This is a genomic window from Methanosarcina sp. MSH10X1 (assembly GCF_004099695.1).
Lineage (GTDB): Archaea > Halobacteriota > Methanosarcinia > Methanosarcinales > Methanosarcinaceae > Methanosarcina.
Window position 1 is genome coordinate 38,657 of the sequence record NZ_SCHL01000008.1, and the last position, 24,829, is coordinate 63,485.

Here is a 24,829-nt window from a genome sequence, read left to right on the forward strand (position 1 = left end):
ATGGCAAAAGAATATAAGACAATCACTCAGATTGCAGGGCCTCTTATCTTTGTCGAGAAAACAGAGCCTGTAGGTTATAACGAAATCGTTAACATTAAAATGCCTGATGGAAATGTTCGTAGAGGTCAGGTGCTTGACTCCTCCGCCGACATTGTGGTTGTCCAGGTTTTCGAGGGTACTGGTGGGCTTGACAAGGACTGCGGTGTAATCTTCACCGGAGAAACCCTGAAGCTTCCCGCATCCATTGACCTTCTCGGCAGGATCCTTTCCGGCTCAGGAGACCCAAGGGATGGCGGACCAAGGATTGTGCCCGACCAGTTGCTGGATATCAACGGAGCCGCAATGAACCCGTACGCCAGGTTGCCTCCTAAAGACTTTATCCAGACAGGTATCTCCACAATCGACGGGACAAACACCCTGGTTCGCGGACAGAAATTGCCTATTTTCTCAGCATCAGGTCTCCCACACAATGAAATTGCCCTGCAGATCGCAAGGCAGGCTTCAGTGCCCGGTTCCGAATCCGCTTTCGCAGTGGTGTTCGCAGCAATGGGCATCACCAATGAAGAAGCCCAGTATTTCATGAGCGACTTTGAAAAGACAGGCGCTCTGGAAAGGGCAGTTGTGTTCCTGAACCTGGCAGACGACCCTGCTGTCGAGCGTATAGTTACCCCGCGTATGGCTCTTACAGCAGCCGAGTATCTGGCATACGAGCATGGCATGCACGTTCTCGTCATCCTGACTGACATTACAAACTATGCAGAAGCCCTTCGTCAGATGGGTGCCGCCCGTAACGAAGTGCCTGGTCGCCGTGGATATCCTGGTTACATGTACACTGACCTTGCAACTCTCTACGAGCGTGCAGGTATTGTCAAAGGTGCCAAGGGATCAGTTACTCAGATTCCGATTCTGTCAATGCCTGGTGACGATATTACCCACCCGATTCCTGACCTCTCAGGGTATATTACTGAAGGCCAGATCGTGGTTGCCAGAGAACTGCACAGAAAGGGTATTTACCCGCCAATTAATGTGCTGCCGTCCCTGTCAAGGCTGATGAACTCAGGTATTGGACCCGGCAAGACCAGGGAAGACCACAAGGCGGTTTCTGACCAGATGTATGCAGGTTATGCAGAAGGGCGTGACCTGAGAGGTCTCGTCGCAATCGTCGGTAAGGAAGCTCTGTCCGAAAGAGATACCAAGTTCCTAGAGTTCGCTGACCTTTTTGAGAACAAGTTTGTCCGTCAGGGCAGAAACGAGAACAGGACAATCGAGGATACTCTGGAAATTGGATGGCAGATTCTCACTCACCTTCCTGAAAACCAGTTGGGTAGAATTGACAACAAATATATCCAGAAATATCACCCGGCGCACAGAAAGAGTAAGTGATTGCCATGGCTCAGCAGGACGTAAAACCAACTCGGTCGGAATTAATTAACCTTAAGAAAAAGATCAAGCTATCTGAAAGCGGGCACAAGCTCCTGAAGATGAAGAGAGATGGTCTTATCCTTGAGTTCTTCAAGATCCTTAACGAAGCAAGGAACGTCAGAACCGAGCTGGACGCTGCCTTTGCAAAAAGTACAGAGAAAATCAATTTAGCCTCTGCTGTAAATGGAATGGTTGCAGTCAGGTCAACCGCCTTTACAGCAAAGGAGTCTCCTGAAATCCAGCTTTCAGGGCATAATATTATGGGTGTTGTGGTGCCAAAGATCAGCTCTACTGGAGTTCGCAAATCCCTCTACGAAAGGGGCTACGGTATTATCGGGACAAACTCGTATATCGATGAGACTGCTGATGCCTATGAGGACCTTGTAGAAAAGATCATTACCGCTGCAGAGCTGGAAACAACAATGAAAAGGCTCCTCGATGAAATCGAGAAGACCAAGAGGCGTGTAAACGCTCTCGAGTTCAAAGTCATTCCCGAACTCATTGCGACCATGAAGTTCATCCGTTTTGCCCTTGAAGAGATGGAAAGGGAAAACACCTTCAGGCTGAAGAGAGTTAAGGCAAGAATGAGAGATTAAACTTGATTTGAACATGGCAGCGTGTGACGACCGACCGAATCTGGTTGAAAGAGCAATACTTAAGTTAGGTGAACCCAAAAACCAGGCCCGCCTGTTGCAGGTGGCCTGGAGGATTTCCCTTTTAATGATGATCCTGGGGTTCATTATTATTATAAGGACAATTTATCCGGAGTTTATGTGAACTGAATTTCAGGATGTTTTTTATCCTGAAAACAGTCACAAACTTTTGTTTTTATTTGAAATTATCTAATTTGGCACGTAATTTTTATAACCGTTTTACGAATTCTACCTGTTACCCTGCTGTTATTTTACTGAGACTCATATCTCTCCGGTGCCTGCAATCCATGGTTCAAATTTTAATCCATCAGTAGTATTGCTTGACGTTTTTAATTACTTAGAAAGCTATTTTAACGACAAACAGCTATCTTTATTTTATATGAAAAACGAAGCAAGGCTTCTACATATTACCGGTACAGTGCAGGGTGTGGGTTTTCGTCCCTTTATATATCAGCTTGCAAAAGCTAATGGGCTTTTCGGATACGTGAAAAATCTGGGAAATTATGTAGAGATCCTTATAGAAGGAAATCAGGAAAGCCTTGATAATTTTCTTAGAGAACTTCCGGAGAAGAAACCTCCCCTTGCTAAAGTTACGGAAATCAAAACAAAAAATGTCCCCTTTTCGGGGTATTCTGAATTTATTATCGTACCCAGCGAATCAGGGATTTTTGAAAATTCCATAATCCCTCCTGATACGGCTATTTGCGAACAGTGCAGGTCTGAAATTTTTGATCCTTCTTCCAGATACTACCGTTATCCCTTTACAGTCTGCACGAACTGCGGGCCTCGATATACGACAGTCCGAACCCTTCCTTATGACCGGGAGAATACCACGATGGCAGATTTTCCCCTCTGTCCGGAGTGTCAAAAGGAATATACTGACCCTCTTAATCGTAGGTACCATGCCCAACCTGTCTGCTGCCCAAAGTGCGGACCAGATATCTGGCTTTCGGACGCCGAAGGAAATGTACTGGCAAAAGGCTATAAAGCAATTACATCTGCCTCGGATTTCCTTCAGAGGGGCTCGATTCTTGCTATAAAAGGATTCGGGGGTTTCCATATTGCCTGCAATGCGCGAAAGGAGGAGCCTGTAGACGAGCTCCGAAGGCGGTTAAAACGCCCTGAACAGCCTTTTGCAGTTATGGCAAAGAATGCTGCAGTTGTTGAAACTTTTGCAGACGTTGAGGGCGCAGGTAAGGAATATCTGACATCCTACCGCCGCCCTATTACCGTGCTTCCCATGTCAGAGGAATTCAACCTGGCAGAATCGGTTTCTCCTAGTCTGCATAACATAGGAATCATGCTCCCCTATACAGGCACGCAGAACCTGCTTTTTGACTGTATACCCGATGCTGTATACGTCATGACCTCGGCAAACCTCCCAGGAAGGCCCATGGTTGTCGAAAATAAAGAGTCACTTGAAAAACTTAAAGGAATTGCCGATTTTTACCTGCTGCACAACAGGGTTATTGCAAACAGGAATGATGATACGGTTATCCGGATTGTGAATGGACAGGCTGCCTTTATCCGGCGCTCACGCGGTTTTGTCCCTGAACCAATAGAACTGCCTTTCGAGGTCGAAGCTTCTATAGGGGTGGGGGCTGAAATGAATTCCACGGTTACTGTAGCAAAAGGGAAGCTTGCCTATATCTCTCAGTACATAGGCAATACCAGTCATGTGGAAACCTTCAAATATCACTCCGAGGTTGTCAGGCACCTTATCCAGCTTACCGGAATCGACCCCCTTCGCTGGGGCTGTGACCTTCATCCCGCGTTTAACACAACCCGTTTTGCACTGAGGATGGGAGGGGAGAATACACTTAAAATTCAGCACCATCATGCCCACATGCTGGCACTGATGGCTGATAACTCCCTGCCCCTCGATTCCCGGATTCTCGGAATAGCCCTGGATGGTGTCGGATACGGAAGTGACGGTACAGTCTGGGGAGGGGAACTCTTTGAATCCTCTTACCTGGAACACAAGCGCATTGGACACCTGCTTCCTCAGCCAATGCCAGGGGGAGACCTTGCAGCGAGGGTACCTTCAAGAATGGTTCTGGGTATCCTTTTTGAAAGGCTCGGGAGAGCAGAACTGGAAAAACTTCCTCTTATCTTCCCGCAAGGTACCATGGAATTTTCAACTGTAATGAAACAGCTCGAGGCAGGAATAAATATTGTCCAAAGTAGCAGTACAGGTAGAGTGCTTGATGCAGCTGCTGCAATGCTTGGAGTTTGCAAAATAAGAACCTATGATGGAGAGCCAGCAATGAAGCTTGAATCTGCTGCAAGGAAGAGTACCCATACCGTTGATCTTCCCGTGATCATTAAGAAAGACATGAATTCAGGACTTCCCGTACTTGACACTACTGAGCTTCTTATGGGCGTATATGATCTTTCCGGAAAGTACTCCTCTTCTGATCTTGCTTTTGCGGTTGAAGAAAGTCTTGCGAAGGGAGTTTCAGAACTCGCCGCATCTCTGGCTGCAAAAAGGGGGCTCGAAAAAATAGGCTTGAGTGGAGGGGTTGCCTATAATGATCACATTACCTCGTGCATTGCAGAAACTGTTAGAGAAGCAGGTTTTGAATTTCTGGCCCATTGCCAGGTTCCATGTGGAGACGGATGTATTTCCTTCGGTCAGGCTCTTGCGGCAGGGTTAAGTATAAAACCCGAGAAAAAATTCTGAAAGAATCTTCCGATCGGCTGGTCTGCGATTTCTTAATAAGAAGGTTTAATTTTATTCAGGGAGTCCCGGATTTGGGACCTTTCCAGCATTCCTATTCTAATTTCTATCTTTTTTAGCGGGGTTTGAGTGCAGGTATTCTCATTGTACTGAAATTTGGTCAGAAAGACTGAAATACAAAATTAAATAAATGATCCATGCTTAGATAGAAAAGGGAGCATAAATGGGGCTAGGTAGTGTACGCATTAGAGTTGTCACAAGCAGGGACGAAATTTCCGGCCTGGAAGCAGAGGAGAGGGCAGTACACCTTGCTTTCAGACCATCAGACCGGGATCTTTTCAGTCTGGTCAAGGCATGTCCCGGCATAGAACTACTTCAACTTCCCGCATCTTCCTATGAAGGACTTTCAAAATTTATCAAGATGTACCTTGCTTCTTCAGGGATCCACCTTGTAAAGGGAGATGTCAGCGGGCACTGGCATGATCTTAACAATTATTTTGTAATACCAGCTTATGTGCTTGAAAAAATAAAAGAATTGAAAGTCCAGGGACGAACTGAGGATGAAATTATAGGGGAGATCATAAATATAAGAAAAATTAGCCCTGACATGATTCTTCATCTGCTTCACAGTTCTTTCCTGGTACCAGGCCCTGAGCGGCCACGAATGAATAAAGTTTAAATAAAAGGTTTTTGCTCTAACTTCCAGCGGCTTACAGGCGTTTCCACCATTTTCTTGAGGCTTTCTGTTCTTCTATCTGCTTTAGCCCTTCGGATGCGAGTTTCTGTTGCATTCTATATTTTCGGTTTTCCTCGCTAATCTTCGAAAACGCTTCTTCTTTACTTGCAAGGGTTCCTTTTAATTGCTTTATAAATTCTTCCCTTTCTCTAAGCTGGACTGCCAGCTTTTCTTCTCCTTCATAACCTGAAAGCTGCTTCTCAAGTTTTTTCAATTTCTCTTCAGCTGTGGCAAGCATAGCTTCCATAGTGTTTATTTTCCTTTCTTTCACGGAAAGCTTCTCTTCAATTTTCCTCATCTCCCCTGCCTTTGCAATGACCTCCTCAGCCAGGGTCTTAAGGTCTTTATCTTTTATGGATATATTTTTCCCAAGGTCTTCTATTTCTTTTTCCTTTGCCGAGAGCTTCTCATCAAGGGCGTTTATTTTTTCGGTTTTCTCACGGAGTTCCTCAGTAAGGCTTTCGATCTTTTCTTCTTTTTCTATAAGGCTGGACTCAAGGTTTATGGCTTCCTCACTCTTATCCGTAAGTTTTTCCTGAAGGGCTCGCAATTCCAAATCTCTCTCCAGGAGAAGTTTTTCATGCCTTTCAAGCTCTTCTCTTAACCTGCCCAGTTCTTCATCTCTGGTTGCAGCCTGTTCGTCAAGGGCTTTTATTTTCCGGATTTTTTCTTCAAGCTCCTCTTCCAGGTTTTCCAATTCAAGCTGCCTGCTGTCAGGCTGGAAACAAAGGGAATTTACTCCTGAACCATCTCTATTCTCTTCTGCACTAAAAGCCGGAGAAACTTCATTTTCACTATGAGAAACCTGCAACTCTTTTTCGTTGGAGAGGAGACTGATATGCCCTCGTGTGTTTTCACAGACCCCTGCCCAGGCAAGGATGGAAGCTATAGAGTTTACTCTCTTAAATACGGTATCGCCTATCCTGCACCCGTAGACCTTGCTGGCAATGTGACCTTCCAGGGTATCCAGGCCAAGGTTAGAATCTCCCAATCTCGAATTTGTCGCGTTTCCTTTCTTTGTCTTCCCTCCATTTTCTCTTATGCAGTTAATGGCTTCGGAAAAGATCTCCCAGGGAAGAAATGGCTGGGTTTTAAGGTTGTCAACATAGACCCCATCCGTTTCTGATCGAGCTTCAAAAAAATGCTTCCCGCTCATCAGCGGAATCTTTGCCGGATTTCCTTTCTTATCAAACTGGTTCTTTATTTTTGAGATAACAGGATCTTCCATGCACGAGCCTCTTCAAAGTAATATCTGAAGTATAATTAACATGACATTTTATAAAAGTTGTGTGATTTTCCGGGCATTTTTTAGTTAATTGCCCGTGTTTCCAGGGAGAATAACCCTGGTTTCCTCCTGAAAGGAATTTCACTCAGTCTGGAGGCTGGCGGGGAGATATGTAGGAATTATAAGTAATTTTCTGGGTAATGAGCCGAATCCGGAGGTTTGATTTTCCCGATAAACCTGTAAATACCATAGCAGGCACTCGATTATTTACAGCCCTGAATCTTCCATTGAATATTTCCCTGCCGGGAAAATAAATACTGCTGACCCGATAAATCCTGCTGGTACAAAATTAAAAGTCAGGGTTTTGTAGAAATATCGGCTCTGTAGAAATCCTCTGAAATAATAAATCTTAACAAATTAAAACTGAATTGCCTTATTCAATTTTGCTGAAGAACTTTAAGTCTATTAATGACGATTAAGTAGGTTTTCTACAGAGCCAAAAAAATCACAGTTCTGGATTCAAAATTATAGCAGCCTCCAGAGATAAGTAATTATGCTGTAATTTTGGGGAATTCAATGTAATTTTGGGAATCTTGAAGAAGCACTCTATTCCAAAAAGCAGGTAGATGTCCTGTAACTGTGATTCTAAAATACAGGTTTGAGGGGGTAACTGACTTGGAAGAAGAAATAAAAGCTCAGATAATAAACGCTCAGATGGAAAAAAGTAAACGTATAAGTGAAGGAATGAAAGCTCAGATAGGGACCCGTAGAAAAAGGGGATCTAATTCTGGAGACGACTCTCAGGGTAGAGGAATTATGTCCAGGTCCTACTATCTGGACGTTATTTTCATTCAGATAGTGCTTTTGCTGCTGCTATATGGCGTCTGTGTGTTTGTAGTACCCACGTTGCCGGCCTGAATGTCTGTATTTTGTCTCTGGTGTAGGCTTAAATCTTTTCGGTGGAGTGAATCTCCTTCTACCGAAAATTTCCATATTTCATGCAGACCTTTTGTTCTGTTTCCTCTTTTTTAAGACAGTAATTTTGATTTATAGCCGATTTTAAAATATCAGTTAATTTTAAACACAAGTTAGAGCTTTAAACATAATTAGTTTTAAAATTTTAATCAATTCTGAAATGTTAGTCACTTTTAAAATGTTAATCACTTTTAAAATGTTGGTTAATTTTAAAATGCTTGTCAATTCTGAAATATTAGTCAATTTTAAAATGTTAGTTGACTTTAAAAAATTTGATACTGCCCTGACCTGGAGAAAAGTAGATCATGTTTAACAAAAATTCTTTTTTTTGCTGGTTTCATAATGAAAGCTTCCTGCAAAATATTCCCAAATATTTCTTTAAGTTTTGTTAAAAATACTGTTCTACATATTGATTTTTATTCTCTAGATAGAAATTCTGTAACATTAAATTTGAAAACGCTAATAAAAATTCTTTTTAAATGATTCCGGTAATTATAGAAAAATATTTAATGAAGAATTTTTTACTATCATGTGAAAAAAATAAATAGATATGGAGGACAAACTTTGAAAATAAGGGTTGTGAGTTCAAGAGAAGAAATCTTTACACTGAATCCAAATGAGAGAATAGTGCATCTGGCCTTCAGGCCTTCAAACAAGGATATTTTCTCACTGGTTGAGAACTGTCCTAAAATTGAGGTCATACAGCTTCCTAAATCTTACAGGCGCACAGTCTCGAAATCCATAGAAATGTTCCTTGAAATGCAGAGAATCCAGCTTATCGAAGGCGATGTTTGGGGCCACAGGAAGGATATAAACGAGTACTACCGTATTCCTTCATCAATCATTGAAGAGATAAAGGAACTCAAAACTGAAGGTAAATCCACTGAGGCTATTGAGGAAAAGGTCTCAAGGGAAAGCAAACTTAACCCTGAGATGGTTGCTTACATCCTTAGAAAGGATGTTATTGCCTGAGAAGCTGAAGCAGTAGCTTTACCTTCTCATCAATTTTACTTTTCTTATATTTTTGTTCCATATTATTTATGTTCAGGCTTTTCTTCACAATTTACTTTCTTCTTAATTTCCGCTTTTTTCGTAATTTCCGTTTTTCTTCATCTGATCTTCTGCATAATTTCAGCCTTCATACCTTTTATCTTCTTAATTTGACCTCTGAAATTTTATTACTCAACAACTTTTAATACTTTAATATTTTTATTATTCTTTTATTTATTAAACTCTTTCATTTTCTCTGGAAGTGCTTTTCAATCTTTTGTATACTTTTACAGTGTAAGCTAAACCCGAGTGAATCGGCTTTTAGAAGTAAAGCTTCTCCTGTGAGTACTTAGACCTGGATTATACTCAAAAAATTCCTTACTAAAGTACTGAAATTACAGGAAAAACCGATTTTGAACGCAGTTTTAAATCTGATGGGATAAACTGGTTTTTTACTGATGCCAGAGAAGATAAACAGTCAATCTGATGAAAAGGCGGGTAATTGTACAGTAAATGAATAAAAGGTTAATTGGACGTAAATGCCTGATTGAATGATAAAATCTATAGAGGATGAAAATAGTGAGATTTATCTATTGCTTTTTCATCCTTTATTGCTGAACCATATTATAAATCTCGTTTTGCCGTTGCTTTGAAGTGCAATACAGCCATCAATCTGTTCCACGAGAATATTTACAAGCTCAAGTCCCAGAGAATGCGGGTTTTTGAAATCATATTCTGCGGGAAAACCTTTTCCATTATCCTCTATTGCCAGTGCGAATTGTAAATCTCTTCCATCAGGGCAATTTCGTTCTGTCCATGAACCTTCAGGCTTTTGCTGTTTCTCGTAATCTTCTGTCCGGCTTAGAAATATGACAATTTCTCCTTTCCTTCCGGAAGGAAAAGCATGCTTCAGGGCATTTGAAACCAGCTCATTTACAATAATCCCGAGCGGGATTGCGGTATCCATACCCAGATAGACCTTATCAAGTTCGAGCTTGAGGCTGATTTCCTCATTCCCCACTCTATATGAGTTAAAAAGGTCTGCGGTCAGTTTCCGCAGGTAGTCTGCAAAGTCAAGGGTATCGATTTCATCCCCTTTGTAAAGTTCTTCGTGGATAATAGCCATGGAAGTAACTCTGTTCTGGCTTTCCCTGAAGGCTTCAAGCATTTTCGCATCACTGAATCTTTCAGCTTCGAGGCTTAATAAGGATGAGATCACCTGCAGGTTGTTTTTGATTCTATGATGAATCTCTTTTATACGCGCCTGATCAATTCGCTGAAGGGTTTCTTCAGCCATTTTACGTTCTGAAATATCACGGATCAAACCCTCTACTGGCCCACGCGTTCCGGAATCTGCCGGACTTCTCTGGAGAATTTGCCATACCCATCTTATATCCCCGGTCCTTTTTTTTATACGGTACTCTATTTCAATTGAGGTATCCGGGTCAGCTATCACTTTCTCCAGAGTTTCGAGGGCAAGAGACCGGTCTTCAGGCATAATTATCTCCACCCAGTTTCTCTTGTCCGAAAGAAAATCTTCTTTGCTATAGCCTGTAATCTCTTCAACTGCCCCGTCCATGACTAAAAGCTTAAAATTTTTATCAACTTTGAATACTATATGGCCGCGGATATTCTGTACAAGTGGATAGTCAGCTTTTTCCCCGATCTCAGAGCTGGCTATTATAACTCCGCTTCTCGGATTATCTCTCTTTACCCCAAGTAAACTGTAAATTTTACCCTGGTCATCCCTGAGAAAAACCGTCTCTCTCCTCAAAGCTTCTTCACTCTCTCTAAGCTCTCTGAAGAGAAGGGTATAAGGATCGTCAAATCCTGTCTCGATCACAGCTTTATAAATGAAGTAAAAAGACAGCATTTTGAAGAAATGCCCCAGAAAATTAAAAAATCCGTAGACATCGATGTAAAGGGTAAAAGCCAGTTCTCCGAAAATCGTTGCTACTATTGACGCTGCAATCAGCCCGTAGATATGCTCTTCGAACCGCTCCCTTTTTGAATACAGTAAAGTAAGCGAGCAAAGGAGAATAAAAGAGATAACGTACTCACTTATTATTTTAAACCGGGTAAGTCCCGATCCTTCGATATAGCTGTCAGGAAAATTTCTGAAGAATAAAATCGATAGAAAACAACCAGTTGTGATCCCTGCATAAACGAAAAAGGTTCGCCAGAAGAATTTTTCTTTTCCCTCAAGGTCAAACTTCTTTCCATTATTTTTATTTGTGTTGATTAATAGCAGCGAGGCTATTAAAAGGGACAGACTTTCCATATATCTTGCTGCAATCCACAGCTGAGTCGGGATATTTGTATCATACTGTGGAAATATTTCTATTCCTCTATATGTGAAGGTATGGATCAAATCAAGATTTGCAACAAAAAAATAAGCAATCCCTATAAACACAAGAAATCTATTCTCAAGGCGTTCCCTGGATTTCCATACTATCAGGAAGATCACATATGCCACGAATATGCTGAAAAATTCTGCCAGCGTATGGAAGAGAAGATAATTCTTAAGGCTAACAAGGTAAAGTAAGACGCCTGCAACTATCCAGAGTATTATTTCGTAGTATACAACGACTCTATTTTCTTCTTTATTTTCCGGCATTTCCTGTCTCTTATAGTGTTTATTTCACATTTCCTTGATTTTTCAGCTTCTTTCTTGAATATTCTGGTCCGAACTTAGCTGCATTTCTTTCCAGGTCTGAGCTTTCAGTTACCAGGCAGGAATCCTGCTTAAATAAATTCTATGTATTTATATTTAATTAATTATGTTATTAATCTGTCTGCTATTTAATTACCTTCTGAACACTTATACTCACGACTTATTGTCGGAATCAATTTCATCTAAACCTTTTTATTGCAACCAGTTTTTGAGGCTGGAGCCGGATAGCCAGTTATTTATGGAAAGGCAATTAATATAGAAATGGGGGACATTAGTGACCGCATCAAAATTTTCTGCTGAGTTGACATCGGTAGTGACGGACAAACTTCAAATTGCACCTGATGATTATATTGATGTCAGAATCTACCTGGAGCCGGATGTAATTCTTGAAAAGGTAAACGCCGAGCTTGAAGCAAAAGGGTTGAGAATCCGAACGATTATCGAGGGGCCTGATGTACTGGTAAAGGGCAGTATTGCGGTAAAGGATTTGCATGAAATCAACGCAGTTGCCGAAGTGGATAGAATCGAGCACGACCATGTCCTTTGAACGGATGAATGTAAAGCCGAGCTTAATCCTTTCGTTTAATCCTTTCTTAATCTTTTTTACTTTATCAGTGTATTACTCACATACGTTTGCAATAATTATTTCTAAAAATAGAAGTTGAAAAGATAAGAAGTTCGGGATCTGGTTTTCAGGATGTCTGGAGCTCCTTTTCCTGGCGGCCCAGGAGGAACCCTAAATTGTGACGAATTATGACCTCTGGGACACTGAGGTATTATTTCATTTGAAAAGCAGGCCTGGGAAGTTCATATTCTTTTTCTGGAACCCTGCAGCGTTTTTGTGCCCGCCGCCGCCGTATTGCTCGGCGATTTCGGCACAATCGGGGGAGTCAGCATTCCCAGAGTCAGACCTGAGGCTGAATACTACCATATCTTCCATAGCCTGCCACATGACAGCAATATCATACTCAGGTTTCTTGTAGATGAATTCTCCAAGTTCGGAAATACTCCCGGTACTGTTTACGAGCCTGGCTCGCCAGTTATGGAAAATAAAATCCACGCCACGGTCGAAGGCTTTCTGGAGCTTGTATTTTTGAGCCTCAAGGAGTAATTTGCCAATAGAGATCATTTGATCTACGGTGTCCCCGTACTCCGAGCCAAGAAGTATGTCCCAGGCTGGATCATCAGGGGTTTTCACCATCAGACTGAAGCCTGCATTGAAAGCCCGGGTCTCGGGGTATTCAAACCTCCACATATCTTTATCCCCAATATAGGCAACGGCTGGAGGGGGTGAAGTGTTCTCAGGATGAGTGAATTCCCATGTGAGTACGCAGGCTGCATTTTCAAGGGATCGGATTCCGGGAATACTGCTCGAACTCCACAGGTCAGGATATTTCTCCATGGCCGTCCTGTGATGATCTATCCATATCAATCTGGGCCCGCAAGCCTTTACAAATTCATCCATTCTGTCACTTGCAAAATCAACAAGCCACACTTTCTCGGCTGCCTTTATTTCTTCCTCAGTCCATGGCTCTTTGCCGTAGTTTATAGCAACAAACTTTATGGCAAATTCGTTTCTTTCGTAGTGATTCGCAGCGACAGCGGCTGCACAGCTCCCATCATTATCGTCATGGTAATAAATCAAAATCGTGCGTTTCTCATCGGTCATTTCCTGTTCCCCTTATTTTAAAGGATCTCTTATTAATTCTAGCTTTTTCTCACTGTATATTCGTTCCAGAAGTATTACCTGCTAGCCATACTTTTCAAACGCATTATATGTTGGAATTCAATTTATAGGACATTTATCCAATCACTAAAATGGATATGTATGCATTATCTGTCAGTATCCACTATTAATAGAGCCCAGTAATGGCTCTTTAAGCTCCTTATTTCTCTTAAAAAAGCAAAATTTCTACGACTCCGGGCATGCAAAAGCGTGACGAGCTAGATATAGAATTGTAGAATTGTAGAATATTAGAGAACAGTCAATTTGACGAATGACCCTTACTACGATCTCTCAGCTGCTTCCATTCATTGTAGTTCATAATAAATTTAGTATATCAGGCATCTTCAGTGTTCAAACCTCTCTAAAACCTTCTGGCAAATACTTTAAAATAAAAAATAAAACTCGATGTCGAAGATATAGAATCAAGTGATAACACTTTTAATAATAATATTTTTAAACATCTAATTCAATATAAGTATATAGTAGCCGAAGAGGGGAATAGAGTTGGCTGAAAAACGGGGATAATAAATCAACACTAAAACCTCTTGCGAGCTTGGTACAGGATTTTGTGAGAAATTTCTGGAGAAAAAGGAGACATAATGAAGGGAGGAGACAAAATGAAGGAGTTTTGCAATATCTGTGGTCGGGAGCTGCTGGAAGACGTGCTGGTCGTGGATACCAGCCAGGATATGAAACCAATTAAATTCAAGGACGTTCACGGGGATAAGTCTGATCTGATATGCGTTGAGTGTGCAGCTGAATCGGTTGAGAATCCGCCCTTCTTATGTTCCAGATGCGGGCAGCCAGTCGAATTGGGCGAGCACTTTTATGTATTAAGGATAGGAACCATAAAACCCGGCGGTCCGAAAATAAACCTTAAAGAAGTATCCCCTGACGAAAAATGCATCTGTATCACTTGTTATGAAGAATTCGTGAACCCTGAAGAGGAAGAAGGATAATAAACGGATAGCTCTGTTCCCTGCTCTGCCGTTAGTTTTTAATCCCCGGGCAGAATAAGGGTCAAGTTCTAGAGATATTATAAGTGGAAAAAACAGAACTGAAAATCAGTTCTGTTAATAGCTTTTTCTTCTTTTCTAGTTTTTCTTTTATCTAGATTTCAATCCTGAATCTAGATTTCAATCCTGAATCTGGATTGAATCCTGAGAATCACAGAATTCTAAAACTGCTACGGAAAACTAAAATTCTATAAATTCAAAAATAAGATTTTTAGTCTGAAATGCATACTGTCATCCAGATATTCTCAGCAAAAGAGATCTTTGAATCTGAAGAAGATGAAATTTAAAAGAAAAACAAAAAAATAAAAAGAGCCTCGGGCGGGATTTGAACCCGCGACCTCGTCCTTACCAAGGACGCGCTATACCCCTAAGCCACCAAGGCACTGTTGCTCTAAGAGCATCTCCAAAATATCACACCAGAGATATAAAGCTTTCGACTGACAGCAGGCGCAGGGGGAATTTCCGGGCCACTGTTGGAAATTTTGCAGGACTAATTAAAATAAATTAAGAAACCGGCTTCGAAAAAGCCTGAGTATTTTGATTTTATTGCCCGGTTAGGTTCTTTTTTTCGATTCTTTTTGCATTTCTTTTATATACACCAGCGTTCATCGATAGGGAAGCGCTCGTTGATCCACATAAGGACGTGATTTTTGTGGACTATCTTGTAGGAGCGGGAAAGGACAGGTATGCCGTCAAAGGTGGATTCGCCCTCAAGGATTTCAAGTTCGCCCATGTCGCGCCTGGTTTCAAGGTTGTGACTGCGCAGGATACGGCCGATAGGGATGTCCGCCCGCATGAGCTGTTCCCGCATGGTATCAGGCATGCGTTCCAGCGGGGAGAGGGACCTTGCATGGACAAAGTCTGTGCCGCCCGCAGCAAGCCTGACTATCCGGTCGTTTACTTCGCTTCCTTCTCCCACGCCCAGAAGGCCAGCCATCGCTTTATCGGCTTTGATTGTGTGCTGGGACTCGGTTGTCACACTCACCGGGTGTCTGGTCATTATCTCCAGAAGAAAGGTCACAGAGCCGTCAGTCCCGCAGCAGACCCGCAGGCAGGTGGGAATCTCAAAGCTTTTCAGTTTTTCCAGAAAATCCGTGTTCAAAAAGATACCTCAAGGCAGGGATTCCAGGTAATGGAAATCTCAAAACAGGAATAAAGCCGTCAGGAGTTTTACTCCTCTCCGACTTCCTTCTTGGCATTTTTTATACGCTCTTTTGCCGAGTATCCAGTCGCCTTATTCAGGAAATCCCTGAAGGCTTTATTGGTCTGCAGGACAATTTCGTCGTCAGTTACGGTTTTGTCGGAAACTGTGTCTACAGCGAGCATCTTATTCTCGATCCAGATTTTTATCTTTGACAGAGCTCCGTAGGAGGTCTCAAGGACTCCTCCGTTTCTGGAAATCTCCCCGGAAAAACATTCCTCCATTACCGAGTAAATCCTGTCAATATCAGGTTTAAAACCGCGCTTTAATTTATACTGTTGCATTGCTATCCTCTTATAAGAGATTTTCATCTCAGATAAAGTTTGCTTAGAATCAGTTTGCTTAGAGCCTCTCCCTTCATATTCCATCAAATTCTTCACATATTAATTCACACGGCAGTATCTTTTCTCACGCTTCAGCATATTTCATTGCATTTTCAGATCTGCCCCTAATAATTCAGCTTTGCTGATACTTAACATTGGATATTAATTTAATCTGAATTCCCTGTAATTATGCTTTATTTCGATCGGCTTTTTATGCAGCTATTTCTTCTTTTATCCGTATTTTATCTACCTTTTTTTCTGTAAGTTTATGTATGATTTACTTACAATAGTCTGCATTCAATTGCATATAAACTCATAATTTAGCATCTGGATTTTTATGGTGTAATTTTATAAATTCAACATTATACCTTGAAAATTAAATATTCCGTGTATAATAGACAATGTTCGCGAGAATCAATCATAAATATGATTATGCCTATCATAAGTTGATACAAAAAAGATATCTGATTACCTGCCTATATATTTTAATGTCTAATTTGATTTACCCTATCGATTACTTTAACAATGAACAAACAAAAAGCCTGTCTGCTTGAGTGAGTCGGCCTCTTTTGATAGAAACCGATAGAAACTGATAGAAGTTATAAGTAAAAAGAATGAGAAGGTGACCCCAAATGCATAAAATGCTGAATCTGGAAGAATTAATTGCTTCAAAACAGCTTGAGAAAGAAAAAAAGGGAGAATCAGGCGATCTGCAAATTGAAGAACTTTACGACCTTGTAATCCCCCCAGGTACGGTTGTATCTATTATTTACGATATCGTTGAAGAATTCGGGCTCGAACCATTAACCAGGAAGATATTTGTTGGCGTAGCAAACAGTGAAGAAAGGGAACTCCTTGTTCTGCGCGGTCCTCTGGAGAAAGTTCAGGCTGCTGAAAAATTCCTCTATGATGAGATGAAAGCCTGGATAGAAAACCGGTAACCCGATTGGATTTTTGTAATCCGGTTAAATTTCCTCAGTTCGCGAGATTCCCTCAGGTAAGCGACCTGGGGATAATAAATCCCGGATTGAAAAATGGCAATAAAACTTTTTAAGAAAAAGTTTTTGGTAGAAATCCGTACTTGAGAGGCCTTGTGCTTTTTTGATAAAACTTTTTCTTAAAAAGTTTTTGGTAGGAATCCGTGCTTGAGAAGCTTTGTGCTTTTTTGATAAAACTTTTTCTTAAAAAGTTTTATTCCGAACCTATGCCCGTAATGCTTTCCCCTGAGAAATCAAATACCGTTACTCTACCTGTTTTATCGTATATATCGAGTTTCGATCCGGCTTCGATTTTTCCGATAACGGAAGCGGTAAGCCCTGCCTCTTCAAAGACTTTTATGCATTCTTCCGCCTTTTCCATATCTGCGGTAAATACATAGCCTGTTCCAGGATGTACTTTCAGCCATTGCTCAAAATCCACATTCTCGGGTTTAGGGATTTTCCGAAGGTCCACGCCTGCACCAACTCCGCTTGTTTCACAGAGCATTCCAAGCGTACCTATAAGCCCGGGATTGCTTATGTCTTTGCCTGCAGTAGCAAGCTTCCGTTTTGCGATTTCCTGGGTTACGAGATAGGTTTCCCTGATTGCTGCCGGGGTTTTAAAAGATGTAGTGTCCCAGCTGTAAGGGGAATTCGGCCCGATTTTTCCGTCCATGTCATAAGCCGCAATTATCAGGTCTCCAGGCCTGGCGGTATCGCTCCGGATTACACAGTCTCTTTTGACTATCCCTATAATGGCAACTGAAATGGAATTGTACTCAGTATCAGGATGAACGTGCCCGCCTACAACCGGAACTCCGAATTTCCTTACCCCTTCAGCCAGACCTTCCATAAGTTCCTTGCAGGCTTTCTCGGAATTTGAGGAAGCTATATCTACCATGGCAAGAGGCTTTCCACCCATTGCAGCTATATCGTTTACATTAACCACTACAGCCCCATAACCTGCCCACCAGGGGCTGGCGTCCAGTATCCTCCCCCATATTCCATCGGCTGCAAAGAGGATAACATCGTCTCCTCCTATATCGATAACTGCCGCATCGTCTCCAAAATCAACGATTGCGTTCTCATACTCCGGGCGGACGGCTTCGAAGATTGAAACAATATCCTCAATCTGTTTTTTTCGGGTAACCCCTTCAAAGGTTTTTATCCTTTCTGCAAGCTCTTCCAGGTTCAATTTCAGGCTTCCTTTTTTTTAAATTTGGGTACATAGTGATATAATGAGTATATTAGCAGTGTACCGGTAGTACTACAGATACGAGAGTCAGTAGGACTGATATGATGATCAGAACACAAATACCGGTACAGCAATAATGCAAGTGTTAACGTATCGATAAGAACAGCATTGTTTTAAGCTATCGATGAACTTCGATAGGTTACAAACCTTTCCCTGTGAAAGATTACTCTGAGATATTTTGGTGACTACCTATTAGTTTATCCTTTATCTCTTTTTTTCTTTGTTTCGCAGGAAAGAAGCGACAGCTTTTTATAAGTTCATATGTCCTATTAAGGCAACCTAATATATTTTTATATATATAAAGATCTCTTACTGATAGAATAAGGAGTGAAAAACATGGTAGCAAAAATTAATGTCGATTCCTGTACCGGCTGCGGAAGCTGTGTAGACGAATGCCCGGCAGCTGCAATTTCCCTCAACGACAATGACATTGCAGTTGTAGATGAAAGTGAATGCCTTGACTGTGGCGCATGCGAAGATGCCTGTCCCAACAGCGCAATCACAATTGAATAATTTTTTAAGTAGGATCTTAAGTACGTCTTTAAAACAGATCTGAGAAGCGGAGTGCTTCTACTCCGCCTCTAAGATTCCTTCTCCCGAATTCTGATTTGAAACGTTCTCAATTCCAGCGCTAAAAATCCCTGATTTTACTGATAAGGTATTCCGGTCCCGCTTATTACGCTTTTCAAGTTTCCTGTTTTCCGTTTTCCTTAAGTACTTCTCTTGCCCTTTCAGCATCTTCTTTTGTCTGGATTTTTATAAGCTTTCTGCGCTCTTCGCTCATCTGTGACATATCCTGAGCAAGAAGTCCGTAAGCATCAGCTCTGCATTGCCTGCAGTGGCGCATTTGCAGGACATAGGGTTCGCACGCCTGCTGGGCAGCTTTCCGCTCTTCTGCACTGGGCGGTTCAATGTTTGCAAAGGCTCCCTGGTTGATAAGGGGCATGATATTCATTATATAGACCCCGAGCTCGTTGAGTTTTCTGGCAATCTCAACTACATGCTTATCATTAACACCCGGGATAAGCACGGTGTTAACCTTGACAACTATGCCTGCATCGACAGCCGCTTTGACACCCTCAAGCTGGTTTTTTATCTGGATTTCCGCGCCTTCAACTCCCCTGTAGATCTTCCCATGATAGACTACATGATCCACGATTTTTGCCTGGATCTCGGGATCAATTGCGTTTATCGTTACCGTTAATGTGGAAACCCCCACACGTAGAATATCCTCAAGCTTTTCGGGGAGCAGAAGCCCGTTTGTACTCATACAAAGCGTTAGCTCAGGAAATTCCTTTTTTATAAGTTCAAAGGTCTCAAAGGTCTCCTTGTTAGCCAGAGGGTCTCCAGGACCTGCGATTCCGACAACCTTGATGAAGGGATAGTCTGCCAGGACCTGCCTTGTCTTTTCAAGGGATTCCTGCGGAGTAAGAACCTTACTCGTAACCCCCGGGCGGCTCTCGTTTACACAATCAAACTCCCGGACGCAGAAGTTACACTGGATATTGCATGACGGAGCCACAGCCAGGTGGATTCTCCCATACTTGTGCTGGGCTTTCCTGTCATAGCAGGGATGTTCGGCAATCTTTCTCAGGAGTTCCTCTTCAAATTTAGGGCTGTCTATGTCACTTATAAGATTGTTTTCTTCTGGCAAATGCGTTCTCCTCCGTTCGGAGTTTATAAGTATAGTATATACAGTCTAACTTCAGTGAAGGGGGATTTAGAATGTCTAATCCAACCTATGATGCCCCCCTTGATATAGATTGTGGAATTTCTCTGGAGTCCTGGAGAAATACAAGACACCTTGTCGGAGCTCATCCCCTGCTCTGATTTTATGTTACTCGACATTAAAATTTCTCTAATTATATATAAAAACCCATGTAGTATATCGGATTTCTCAGTGAATCTACTGGACCGCCGTGAATTTTATTGAATCATGGTTAATTCATCTCCCAGTGAATTTTTCGGTAGGTGGGAGTAATTACGAATATTGTCAGAGTGAACATTATCAGATAAATGTCACCGGATAATTATTGTCAAATCGGTCCATCTGAGAAATTATCCATTTCGCACCATTTTCCTTCTCCTTCCCAGACTCTGACCAGGAGGGGAAACCCGAACTTACCCAGAAGGCGGGAGTGAATGTGCTGGCACAGGTACTCGGAACTGGGGAATTCGAGGATTTCATTTAGCAACATATGGTCGTATTCTGTCAGGGTTTCTTTGACTCCCTTCTTCAGGTCGTAGAAGTCTATGACCATTCCACTTTCCCTGACCTCTCCTTCTATTATGACCTCAATTTTATATGTATGGCCGTGCACTCTCCCGCATTTTCCATGCCCTGGAAGGTAGTGGGCACTGTCGATATAATCAATAATTCCCAATCTCATTTTTGCCATTTCTCATACACCCCATTTCAATTAAGCCTTTTTTAAATATTTTTCTAACTCAATGTCTTTTTTATCCTTTTAATTCCGGTTATAAGCAACCCCACATCCTGTGGGTCTGGGGGATAATTCGTGTGTCTATAATTTCAAGCAGGTTCTTCTGAAGTTCCATAATGCTCTGTACGGATGCCTGTATAGCTCCCGGATTCATCGGGTCGCGGCCAATAGGGGTTTCAGGTTGAAGAACCACACAGGATACGTAAGAAGCTATAGCTTCTACAACCGGATTTACCGTTTCCAGTTCTGTGTTCCTGTCTACCACAATCTTGCAAAAACAATCTCTTGAATGGCTTTTTCTCAAAAGCCTGAAGCATTCTACTGTATTTTCCATATGGGCTTCGCGGGCTTCAGGTCCGATACCTCTCAGTGACTCGGGAAGTTTGAAATCTCCAGATACGTAAGTAACCTTTTCAGTAAGTTTTCTGGCCTGTTCAGGCAGGGTCATATTGGATTCCAGGTAAAGCGGCGAGGGTATACTCAGCCTTTCTATAAAATCCGCATACAGGAGAGGCTCTCCCCCGGTCAGGGAGACTGAATGAAGTTTCTTGAAAGGCTGGAGTATAGCTTCCAGATGAGCGACACTTACAGGATTCTTGATTTTCTCAAAATAGCCGCTTCCTTCCACCTGCTCATAATCACATGTTCCCGGATTTGCAAAGTCCGTATCACAGTAATTACAATTCAGGTTGCAGCCCGAAAAGCGGACAAAAGCTTGCCTTGTCCCAACATACGGGCCCTCTCCCTGGACTGAGCAGAAAACTTCCCTTATAGGAGCAGACAAAGAATCCGAAGCTGGCATTATACCACTCCAAGGGGCCTGGATTTTCTCAGGTCCTTTTCTATATCCTCAAACTCGCGGACATAAGCCTCCCCGACAGCCTGCATAAAGCTTGCAACCTGCTGCTCTTCCCCTATTCCGGCATCTCTAAGATTTCCGTATACATCGTGAAAAATATTAATGCCGAAGTGTATTTTCTGGGAAACTGCAGAGGTGCTGGCAATCGAGACTGTCAGTTTTTTCCCCTTCAAGAAAAGATCGTCTCCTTCCCGTGTTGTCTGCACACCGAGGTCTGCAAGATATTCTCTTACAAGGGCTGTAAAAAGGCGCTGCCGCGCATAGATAAGCTTCAGGTCAGTAGAATCAAAATGTTCTATAATGAAACTCACCATATCTTCGGACCAGATTGACTCATTTGCTCGCCTATCTTCAAGGTCGATCATATGCTCGATCTTTACGTCGCAGGTTCCTCTGAACACTACAACTGAGTCCTCCTGAACTCCAAAATTGTTGTAAGCCCAGAGAGAGGAAATCTGGCTCCCGTCATAATCAAATTTCTCAGGTAAAACAATGCATTTCATAGAATTCTCTCTGTAATTTTAGCTGTAAACTTCTCTACAAGTTTTCTGTAAACCTTTTCTGACCCAGCTTTCTCCGCATTCGGTCCGGTTCTTCCGGCTCAGACCCCAAGCCTTTCCAGAAGAGGATCCTTGACTCCTGCGTTTCTAAATGCACGTGCTCTACGCACGCAGCTCTCGCATTCTCCACAGGGATTCTCTCCTCCGTGATAGCAGCTCCAGCTGTATTCAAGAGGAGCTTTTGTTTCGAGAGCTCTTCTGACAATTTCGGTTTTCCCAAGTTCAATCAGAGGAGCCAGGATTTTCACTCCATTCCGGGTAGAATATGAAAAAGCCTTATCCATTGCCTGCACATAAGCAAGAGAATTGTCAGGGAAAGTCCCGGCTTCTTCTCCGTTAAAGCCCACTACAATGTAATTACATTCCTTGCTTTCAGCAAAGCTCGCTGTGATATTAAGCATTACCCCATTTCTATTAGGCACCCAGACCGCCTTTGCTGAAGCATCTGTAATTTCTGCAGGTGCGGTTTCGCCAATGTCCTCAAGTGACAAAGATGGGACTTCAAGATTCCTATTAACAAGAGAAGTAGATGTGATCTCCGAAAGCCAGTCAAGTTTGATAATCCTGTGCTCAATTCCGAAATACTCGCATACCTTCCGTGAGTACTCTATTTCCCTCTCTCTGGCTCTCTGCCCGTAATCAAAAGTAATAGCCATCTCAATATCAAAATCTTCCGCTGCAATTGATAACGCCGCAACCGAATCAAGCCCGCTGCTGAGGAGGGTTATAGCTTTCATTTTTACTCACTACTTAAACTTACTATCCTGATTCACTAGTTCAACTGATAGCTAAATTCAACAGAAAATTAAGCTGATTATTTATATCCAGCAGGGATTTTCCTGAGCTATTCTTTCAGGATTACCCAAAGCTATTCTTTCAGGATTCTCCGGATATTCTTCAGAGATTATCCCAATAATACCAGCAACTCGTATTTAAACGTAGCTGTCTCCACAATGGTCGTCTTGAGGCTTGATTTATGACGATGTATTCCCCGGCTTCGCTCGCGGTACAACAATGGAAAAACAGTTCCGTTTTGGGGCTTAAGTATAAAGTTCTGCATCTAAAACCCGAGTCTAAAACTTTACTTGTAAACCTTAATTCCTGAAGAAGCCTCTAAAAAATCTGATTTAGCGAATTCTTTTTAGTAAATCCCACTATATATTAAATAGGGAAATCTAATCGAAGAGGTGGGATTACTTGATTGGAATTATTTCGGACTCACATGATAACATGAACGCTCTCCGGAAAGCCGTGGAATTTTTTAATGAAAGAGGGGTGAAAAACGTGCTTCACGCAGGAGATATTATCTCTCCTTTTACTGCAAGAGCCTTTAAGGAATTGAAGCCAAAACTTTACTTTGTATTCGGCAACAATGACGGGGATAAACTAACACTTACAAAACGGCTTGAGGAAATCGGAGCTGTTTCCTGTGGATATTTTGGAGACCTGACGATTGACGGGCTGCATATTGCCCTTTTGCACGGGACAAATGAAACCCTTGTCAGAGCCCTTGCCAGGTCCGGGGAATTTGACGTGGTAATCCGGGGTCACACGCATGAGCCGAATGTTAAAATTATTGAAGGGGTCACGGTGATAAATCCTGGGGAATCTTCAGGCGTGCTTTCCGGAAAATCAACAGTTGCAGTTCTTGAAATTTCAAACCTTAACGTTGAGATAACTCAGCTTGACCTTGACTGATTTCGCTCATCTATTTTTAACGTTTTTTGAATTTGTTTTGCTTTCTAAGGCAGTGAGGCCTGATTAGCTGGCGGTAATACCGGAAATTATATTAATTCTCGCGCAATTTCCATTTCAACCTTTTTTGAAACAATTTCTTATTAAGGTTGCACCTCTGACAAAAGTGTACCTTTCATAAAGATTGTATCTCTCACCAAGGATGTAACAGCTATGAAACCAGCAGGAACTGAACCTACAGATTCTCTTCCCGGCATGTCGGATGAAAGGGAAAAGGTCTCAAGGAAAAGGAAAAATACCCTTATTTTTGCCTGTTCAGGCCTTTCTAATACAGGAAAACTTACGATGCAGGCAGCATCGGCTCTTGCTTTCAGGAGGCCTGACCTGTACCGGGCTGCGGCAGCTCACAAAGGGATTGATGCTGTTGAGGATGCTGTATCAGACGGTTTCAGGATTCTTGCCCTTGATGGCTGCACGGACCGCTGTGCCACAAAAAAGCTTGATGAAGCCGGATTGAAAGCTGATGCATATCTGATGGTTATAGAACTGGGTATCGAGAAAACGAGACCTTCGGATGTAAAGCCTGAGTATGTGGAGAAAATTATAAAGGCTATAAAAGAAACCTGATCAGCCTTCGAGCGTTATTTTATTGCCTTTTATATCATCAGTATCCCCGCCTGAGAATAGCTATGAGTTCATCGGCATGGGGCATTCTCTCTTTAATTTTAGTGCAGACTGCGTCAATATCGTAGTCAAGGCGCAGGTTTTCTACTTTCCCGCTTTCGGTATCAAAAATGGCACAGCTTGCCCTGGGGTCTCCATCTCTTGGCTGCCCTACCGAACCCGGATTTATTATTGTCAGATTCCCGAGTTTCCTGTTCATAGGAATATGGGAGTGCCCAACTATGAGAAAATCTGCTTCCAAAGGTTCCGCTGCCTCATCTATCATGTTCCGGACCTCCTCGTCTGCAGTTTCGGGTTTTATGTATTCAAACATGGAACGGGGGCTTGCATGGGTCAGGTAGAGCCTTTTTCCGCCGATTTCTTCCCGGATGAGAAGAGGAAGTTTCTGAAGGTACTCCATTCTCGCTCTGTCAAGGATATCCCAGGTATATTCCCTGGTTGCTATCGAGAGGTGCTTGTATTTGTACCCGCACTGGCAGTCTACTTTAAAAGCAACGGCGTTATCATGGTTTCCCCGTATTACTGGAATCCCTTTCATACGCAGGAGGTCAATGCATTTATCCGGATCAGGCCCATAATCAACAATATCTCCGAGACAGATGGCTCTATCATAGGGGATTGCCAGAACAGTCTCGAGAGCTTCGTAATTGGCATGGATGTCGGCAATCAGCAGGATTCTCATGTTTTCCCCTTTTGTAACTTCATTTTATATTTTGTTTTTCATTTTCATACTT

At 42.3% G+C, this 24,829-nt stretch carries 24 protein-coding genes and 1 tRNA gene; 12 read left to right on the plus strand and 13 right to left on the minus strand.

Going from position 1 to position 24,829, the window contains the following annotated elements:
* The 4 genes from EQO05_RS08295 (at position 1) to EQO05_RS08310 (ending at position 5,434) form a co-directional block, all read left to right on the plus strand.
* Positions 1 to 1,383, plus strand: coding sequence for an ATP synthase subunit B (locus EQO05_RS08295; protein WP_128505521.1), 1,383 nt, complete (start codon positions 1 to 3; stop codon positions 1,381 to 1,383).
* A gap of 5 nt (positions 1,384 to 1,388) precedes the next feature.
* Positions 1,389 to 2,018 (plus strand): V-type ATP synthase subunit D, encoded by a 630-nt coding sequence (locus EQO05_RS08300; RefSeq protein WP_205793749.1) that lies wholly within the window; start codon positions 1,389 to 1,391, stop codon positions 2,016 to 2,018.
* A 436-nt stretch (positions 2,019 to 2,454) separates the two neighbouring features.
* A complete protein-coding gene (gene hypF / locus EQO05_RS08305; protein WP_128505525.1) occupies positions 2,455 to 4,758 on the plus strand; it encodes a carbamoyltransferase HypF in 2,304 nt (767 codons plus the stop codon).
* A gap of 220 nt (positions 4,759 to 4,978) precedes the next feature.
* Positions 4,979 to 5,434: a DUF1699 family protein gene (locus EQO05_RS08310; protein ID WP_128505527.1), complete on the plus strand. Its 456-nt coding sequence runs from the start codon at positions 4,979 to 4,981 to the stop codon at positions 5,432 to 5,434.
* 31 nt (positions 5,435 to 5,465) lie between these two features.
* On the opposite strand, the gene EQO05_RS08315 is transcribed toward EQO05_RS08310, so the two are convergent.
* Complete coding sequence (locus EQO05_RS08315; protein WP_128505529.1) at positions 5,466 to 6,719, minus strand: chromosome segregation ATPase; 1,254 nt, start codon at positions 6,717 to 6,719, stop codon at positions 5,466 to 5,468.
* Positions 6,720 to 7,391: 672 nt separating this feature from the next.
* Here EQO05_RS08315 and EQO05_RS08320 point away from each other — a divergent pair.
* Together EQO05_RS08320 and EQO05_RS08325 are read left to right on the plus strand one after the other, a co-directional pair.
* Complete coding sequence (locus tag EQO05_RS08320) at positions 7,392 to 7,634, plus strand: hypothetical protein (RefSeq protein WP_164888508.1); 243 nt, start codon at positions 7,392 to 7,394, stop codon at positions 7,632 to 7,634.
* A gap of 621 nt (positions 7,635 to 8,255) precedes the next feature.
* Positions 8,256 to 8,663 carry a DUF1699 family protein gene (locus EQO05_RS08325; RefSeq protein WP_128505533.1) on the plus strand — a complete coding sequence of 136 codons (408 nt, stop codon included), beginning with the start codon at positions 8,256 to 8,258 and terminating at the stop codon, positions 8,661 to 8,663.
* Between the two features lie 619 nt (positions 8,664 to 9,282).
* On the opposite strand, the gene EQO05_RS08330 is transcribed toward EQO05_RS08325, so the two are convergent.
* On the minus strand, positions 9,283 to 11,298 hold the full coding sequence (locus EQO05_RS08330) for an MASE3 domain-containing protein (RefSeq protein WP_128505535.1): 2,016 nt from the start codon (positions 11,296 to 11,298) through the stop codon (positions 9,283 to 9,285).
* 331 nt (positions 11,299 to 11,629) lie between these two features.
* Between EQO05_RS08330 and EQO05_RS08335 the strand changes: the two genes are divergently transcribed.
* On the plus strand, positions 11,630 to 11,902 hold the full coding sequence (locus EQO05_RS08335) for a hypothetical protein (RefSeq protein WP_128505537.1): 273 nt from the start codon (positions 11,630 to 11,632) through the stop codon (positions 11,900 to 11,902).
* A 234-nt stretch (positions 11,903 to 12,136) separates the two neighbouring features.
* On the opposite strand, the gene EQO05_RS08340 is transcribed toward EQO05_RS08335, so the two are convergent.
* Positions 12,137 to 13,024 (minus strand): DHH family phosphoesterase, encoded by an 888-nt coding sequence (locus tag EQO05_RS08340; protein ID WP_128505539.1) that lies wholly within the window; start codon positions 13,022 to 13,024, stop codon positions 12,137 to 12,139.
* Between the two features lie 674 nt (positions 13,025 to 13,698).
* Here EQO05_RS08340 and EQO05_RS08345 point away from each other — a divergent pair.
* A complete protein-coding gene (locus tag EQO05_RS08345) occupies positions 13,699 to 14,040 on the plus strand; it encodes a hypothetical protein (protein ID WP_240664495.1) in 342 nt (113 codons plus the stop codon).
* A gap of 367 nt (positions 14,041 to 14,407) precedes the next feature.
* On the opposite strand, the gene EQO05_RS08350 is transcribed toward EQO05_RS08345, so the two are convergent.
* From EQO05_RS08350 to EQO05_RS08360, 3 genes are all read right to left on the minus strand, one after another.
* A tRNA-Thr gene (locus tag EQO05_RS08350) sits at positions 14,408 to 14,479 on the minus strand.
* A gap of 207 nt (positions 14,480 to 14,686) precedes the next feature.
* On the minus strand, positions 14,687 to 15,199 hold the full coding sequence (locus EQO05_RS08355; RefSeq protein ID WP_128505543.1) for a chorismate pyruvate-lyase family protein: 513 nt from the start codon (positions 15,197 to 15,199) through the stop codon (positions 14,687 to 14,689).
* A gap of 68 nt (positions 15,200 to 15,267) precedes the next feature.
* On the minus strand, positions 15,268 to 15,582 hold the full coding sequence (locus EQO05_RS08360; protein WP_128505545.1) for a DUF5611 family protein: 315 nt from the start codon (positions 15,580 to 15,582) through the stop codon (positions 15,268 to 15,270).
* Between the two features lie 671 nt (positions 15,583 to 16,253).
* Between EQO05_RS08360 and EQO05_RS08365 the strand changes: the two genes are divergently transcribed.
* On the plus strand, positions 16,254 to 16,562 hold the full coding sequence (locus EQO05_RS08365; RefSeq protein ID WP_128505547.1) for a hypothetical protein: 309 nt from the start codon (positions 16,254 to 16,256) through the stop codon (positions 16,560 to 16,562).
* A gap of 250 nt (positions 16,563 to 16,812) precedes the next feature.
* On the opposite strand, the gene EQO05_RS08370 is transcribed toward EQO05_RS08365, so the two are convergent.
* Positions 16,813 to 17,793, minus strand: coding sequence for a methanogenesis marker 2 protein (locus EQO05_RS08370; RefSeq protein WP_128505549.1), 981 nt, complete (start codon positions 17,791 to 17,793; stop codon positions 16,813 to 16,815).
* A 396-nt stretch (positions 17,794 to 18,189) separates the two neighbouring features.
* On the opposite strand from EQO05_RS08370, the gene EQO05_RS08375 reads away from it, so the two are divergent.
* Positions 18,190 to 18,366: a 4Fe-4S binding protein gene (locus EQO05_RS08375; RefSeq protein ID WP_128505550.1), complete on the plus strand. Its 177-nt coding sequence runs from the start codon at positions 18,190 to 18,192 to the stop codon at positions 18,364 to 18,366.
* Between the two features lie 172 nt (positions 18,367 to 18,538).
* On the opposite strand, the gene nifB is transcribed toward EQO05_RS08375, so the two are convergent.
* The 5 genes from nifB to queC form a co-directional block, all read right to left on the minus strand.
* Positions 18,539 to 19,507: a nitrogenase cofactor biosynthesis protein NifB gene (nifB, locus tag EQO05_RS08380; RefSeq protein WP_128505552.1), complete on the minus strand. Its 969-nt coding sequence runs from the start codon at positions 19,505 to 19,507 to the stop codon at positions 18,539 to 18,541.
* Positions 19,508 to 19,889: 382 nt separating this feature from the next.
* Positions 19,890 to 20,252 (minus strand): 6-carboxytetrahydropterin synthase QueD, encoded by a 363-nt coding sequence (gene queD, locus EQO05_RS08385; RefSeq protein ID WP_128505554.1) that lies wholly within the window; start codon positions 20,250 to 20,252, stop codon positions 19,890 to 19,892.
* A 79-nt stretch (positions 20,253 to 20,331) separates the two neighbouring features.
* Positions 20,332 to 21,099: a 7-carboxy-7-deazaguanine synthase QueE gene (locus tag EQO05_RS08390; protein WP_128505556.1), complete on the minus strand. Its 768-nt coding sequence runs from the start codon at positions 21,097 to 21,099 to the stop codon at positions 20,332 to 20,334.
* Complete coding sequence (locus EQO05_RS08395; RefSeq protein WP_128505558.1) at positions 21,099 to 21,659, minus strand: DUF366 family protein; 561 nt, start codon at positions 21,657 to 21,659, stop codon at positions 21,099 to 21,101. The genes EQO05_RS08390 and EQO05_RS08395 overlap by 1 nt, the downstream gene beginning before the upstream one ends.
* 98 nt (positions 21,660 to 21,757) lie before the next feature.
* Positions 21,758 to 22,453 (minus strand): 7-cyano-7-deazaguanine synthase QueC, encoded by a 696-nt coding sequence (gene queC / locus EQO05_RS08400; RefSeq protein WP_128505560.1) that lies wholly within the window; start codon positions 22,451 to 22,453, stop codon positions 21,758 to 21,760.
* Between the two features lie 460 nt (positions 22,454 to 22,913).
* Between queC and EQO05_RS08405 the strand changes: the two genes are divergently transcribed.
* Positions 22,914 to 23,414, plus strand: coding sequence for a metallophosphoesterase (locus EQO05_RS08405; RefSeq protein WP_128505562.1), 501 nt, complete (start codon positions 22,914 to 22,916; stop codon positions 23,412 to 23,414).
* A gap of 210 nt (positions 23,415 to 23,624) precedes the next feature.
* Positions 23,625 to 24,038, plus strand: coding sequence for a putative zinc-binding protein (locus tag EQO05_RS08410; RefSeq protein WP_128505564.1), 414 nt, complete (start codon positions 23,625 to 23,627; stop codon positions 24,036 to 24,038).
* A 37-nt stretch (positions 24,039 to 24,075) separates the two neighbouring features.
* Here EQO05_RS08410 and EQO05_RS08415 read toward each other — a convergent pair whose 3' ends face one another.
* Positions 24,076 to 24,777 carry a metallophosphoesterase gene (locus EQO05_RS08415; RefSeq protein WP_128505566.1) on the minus strand — a complete coding sequence of 234 codons (702 nt, stop codon included), beginning with the start codon at positions 24,775 to 24,777 and terminating at the stop codon, positions 24,076 to 24,078.
* Positions 24,778 to 24,829 lie beyond the last annotated feature (52 nt).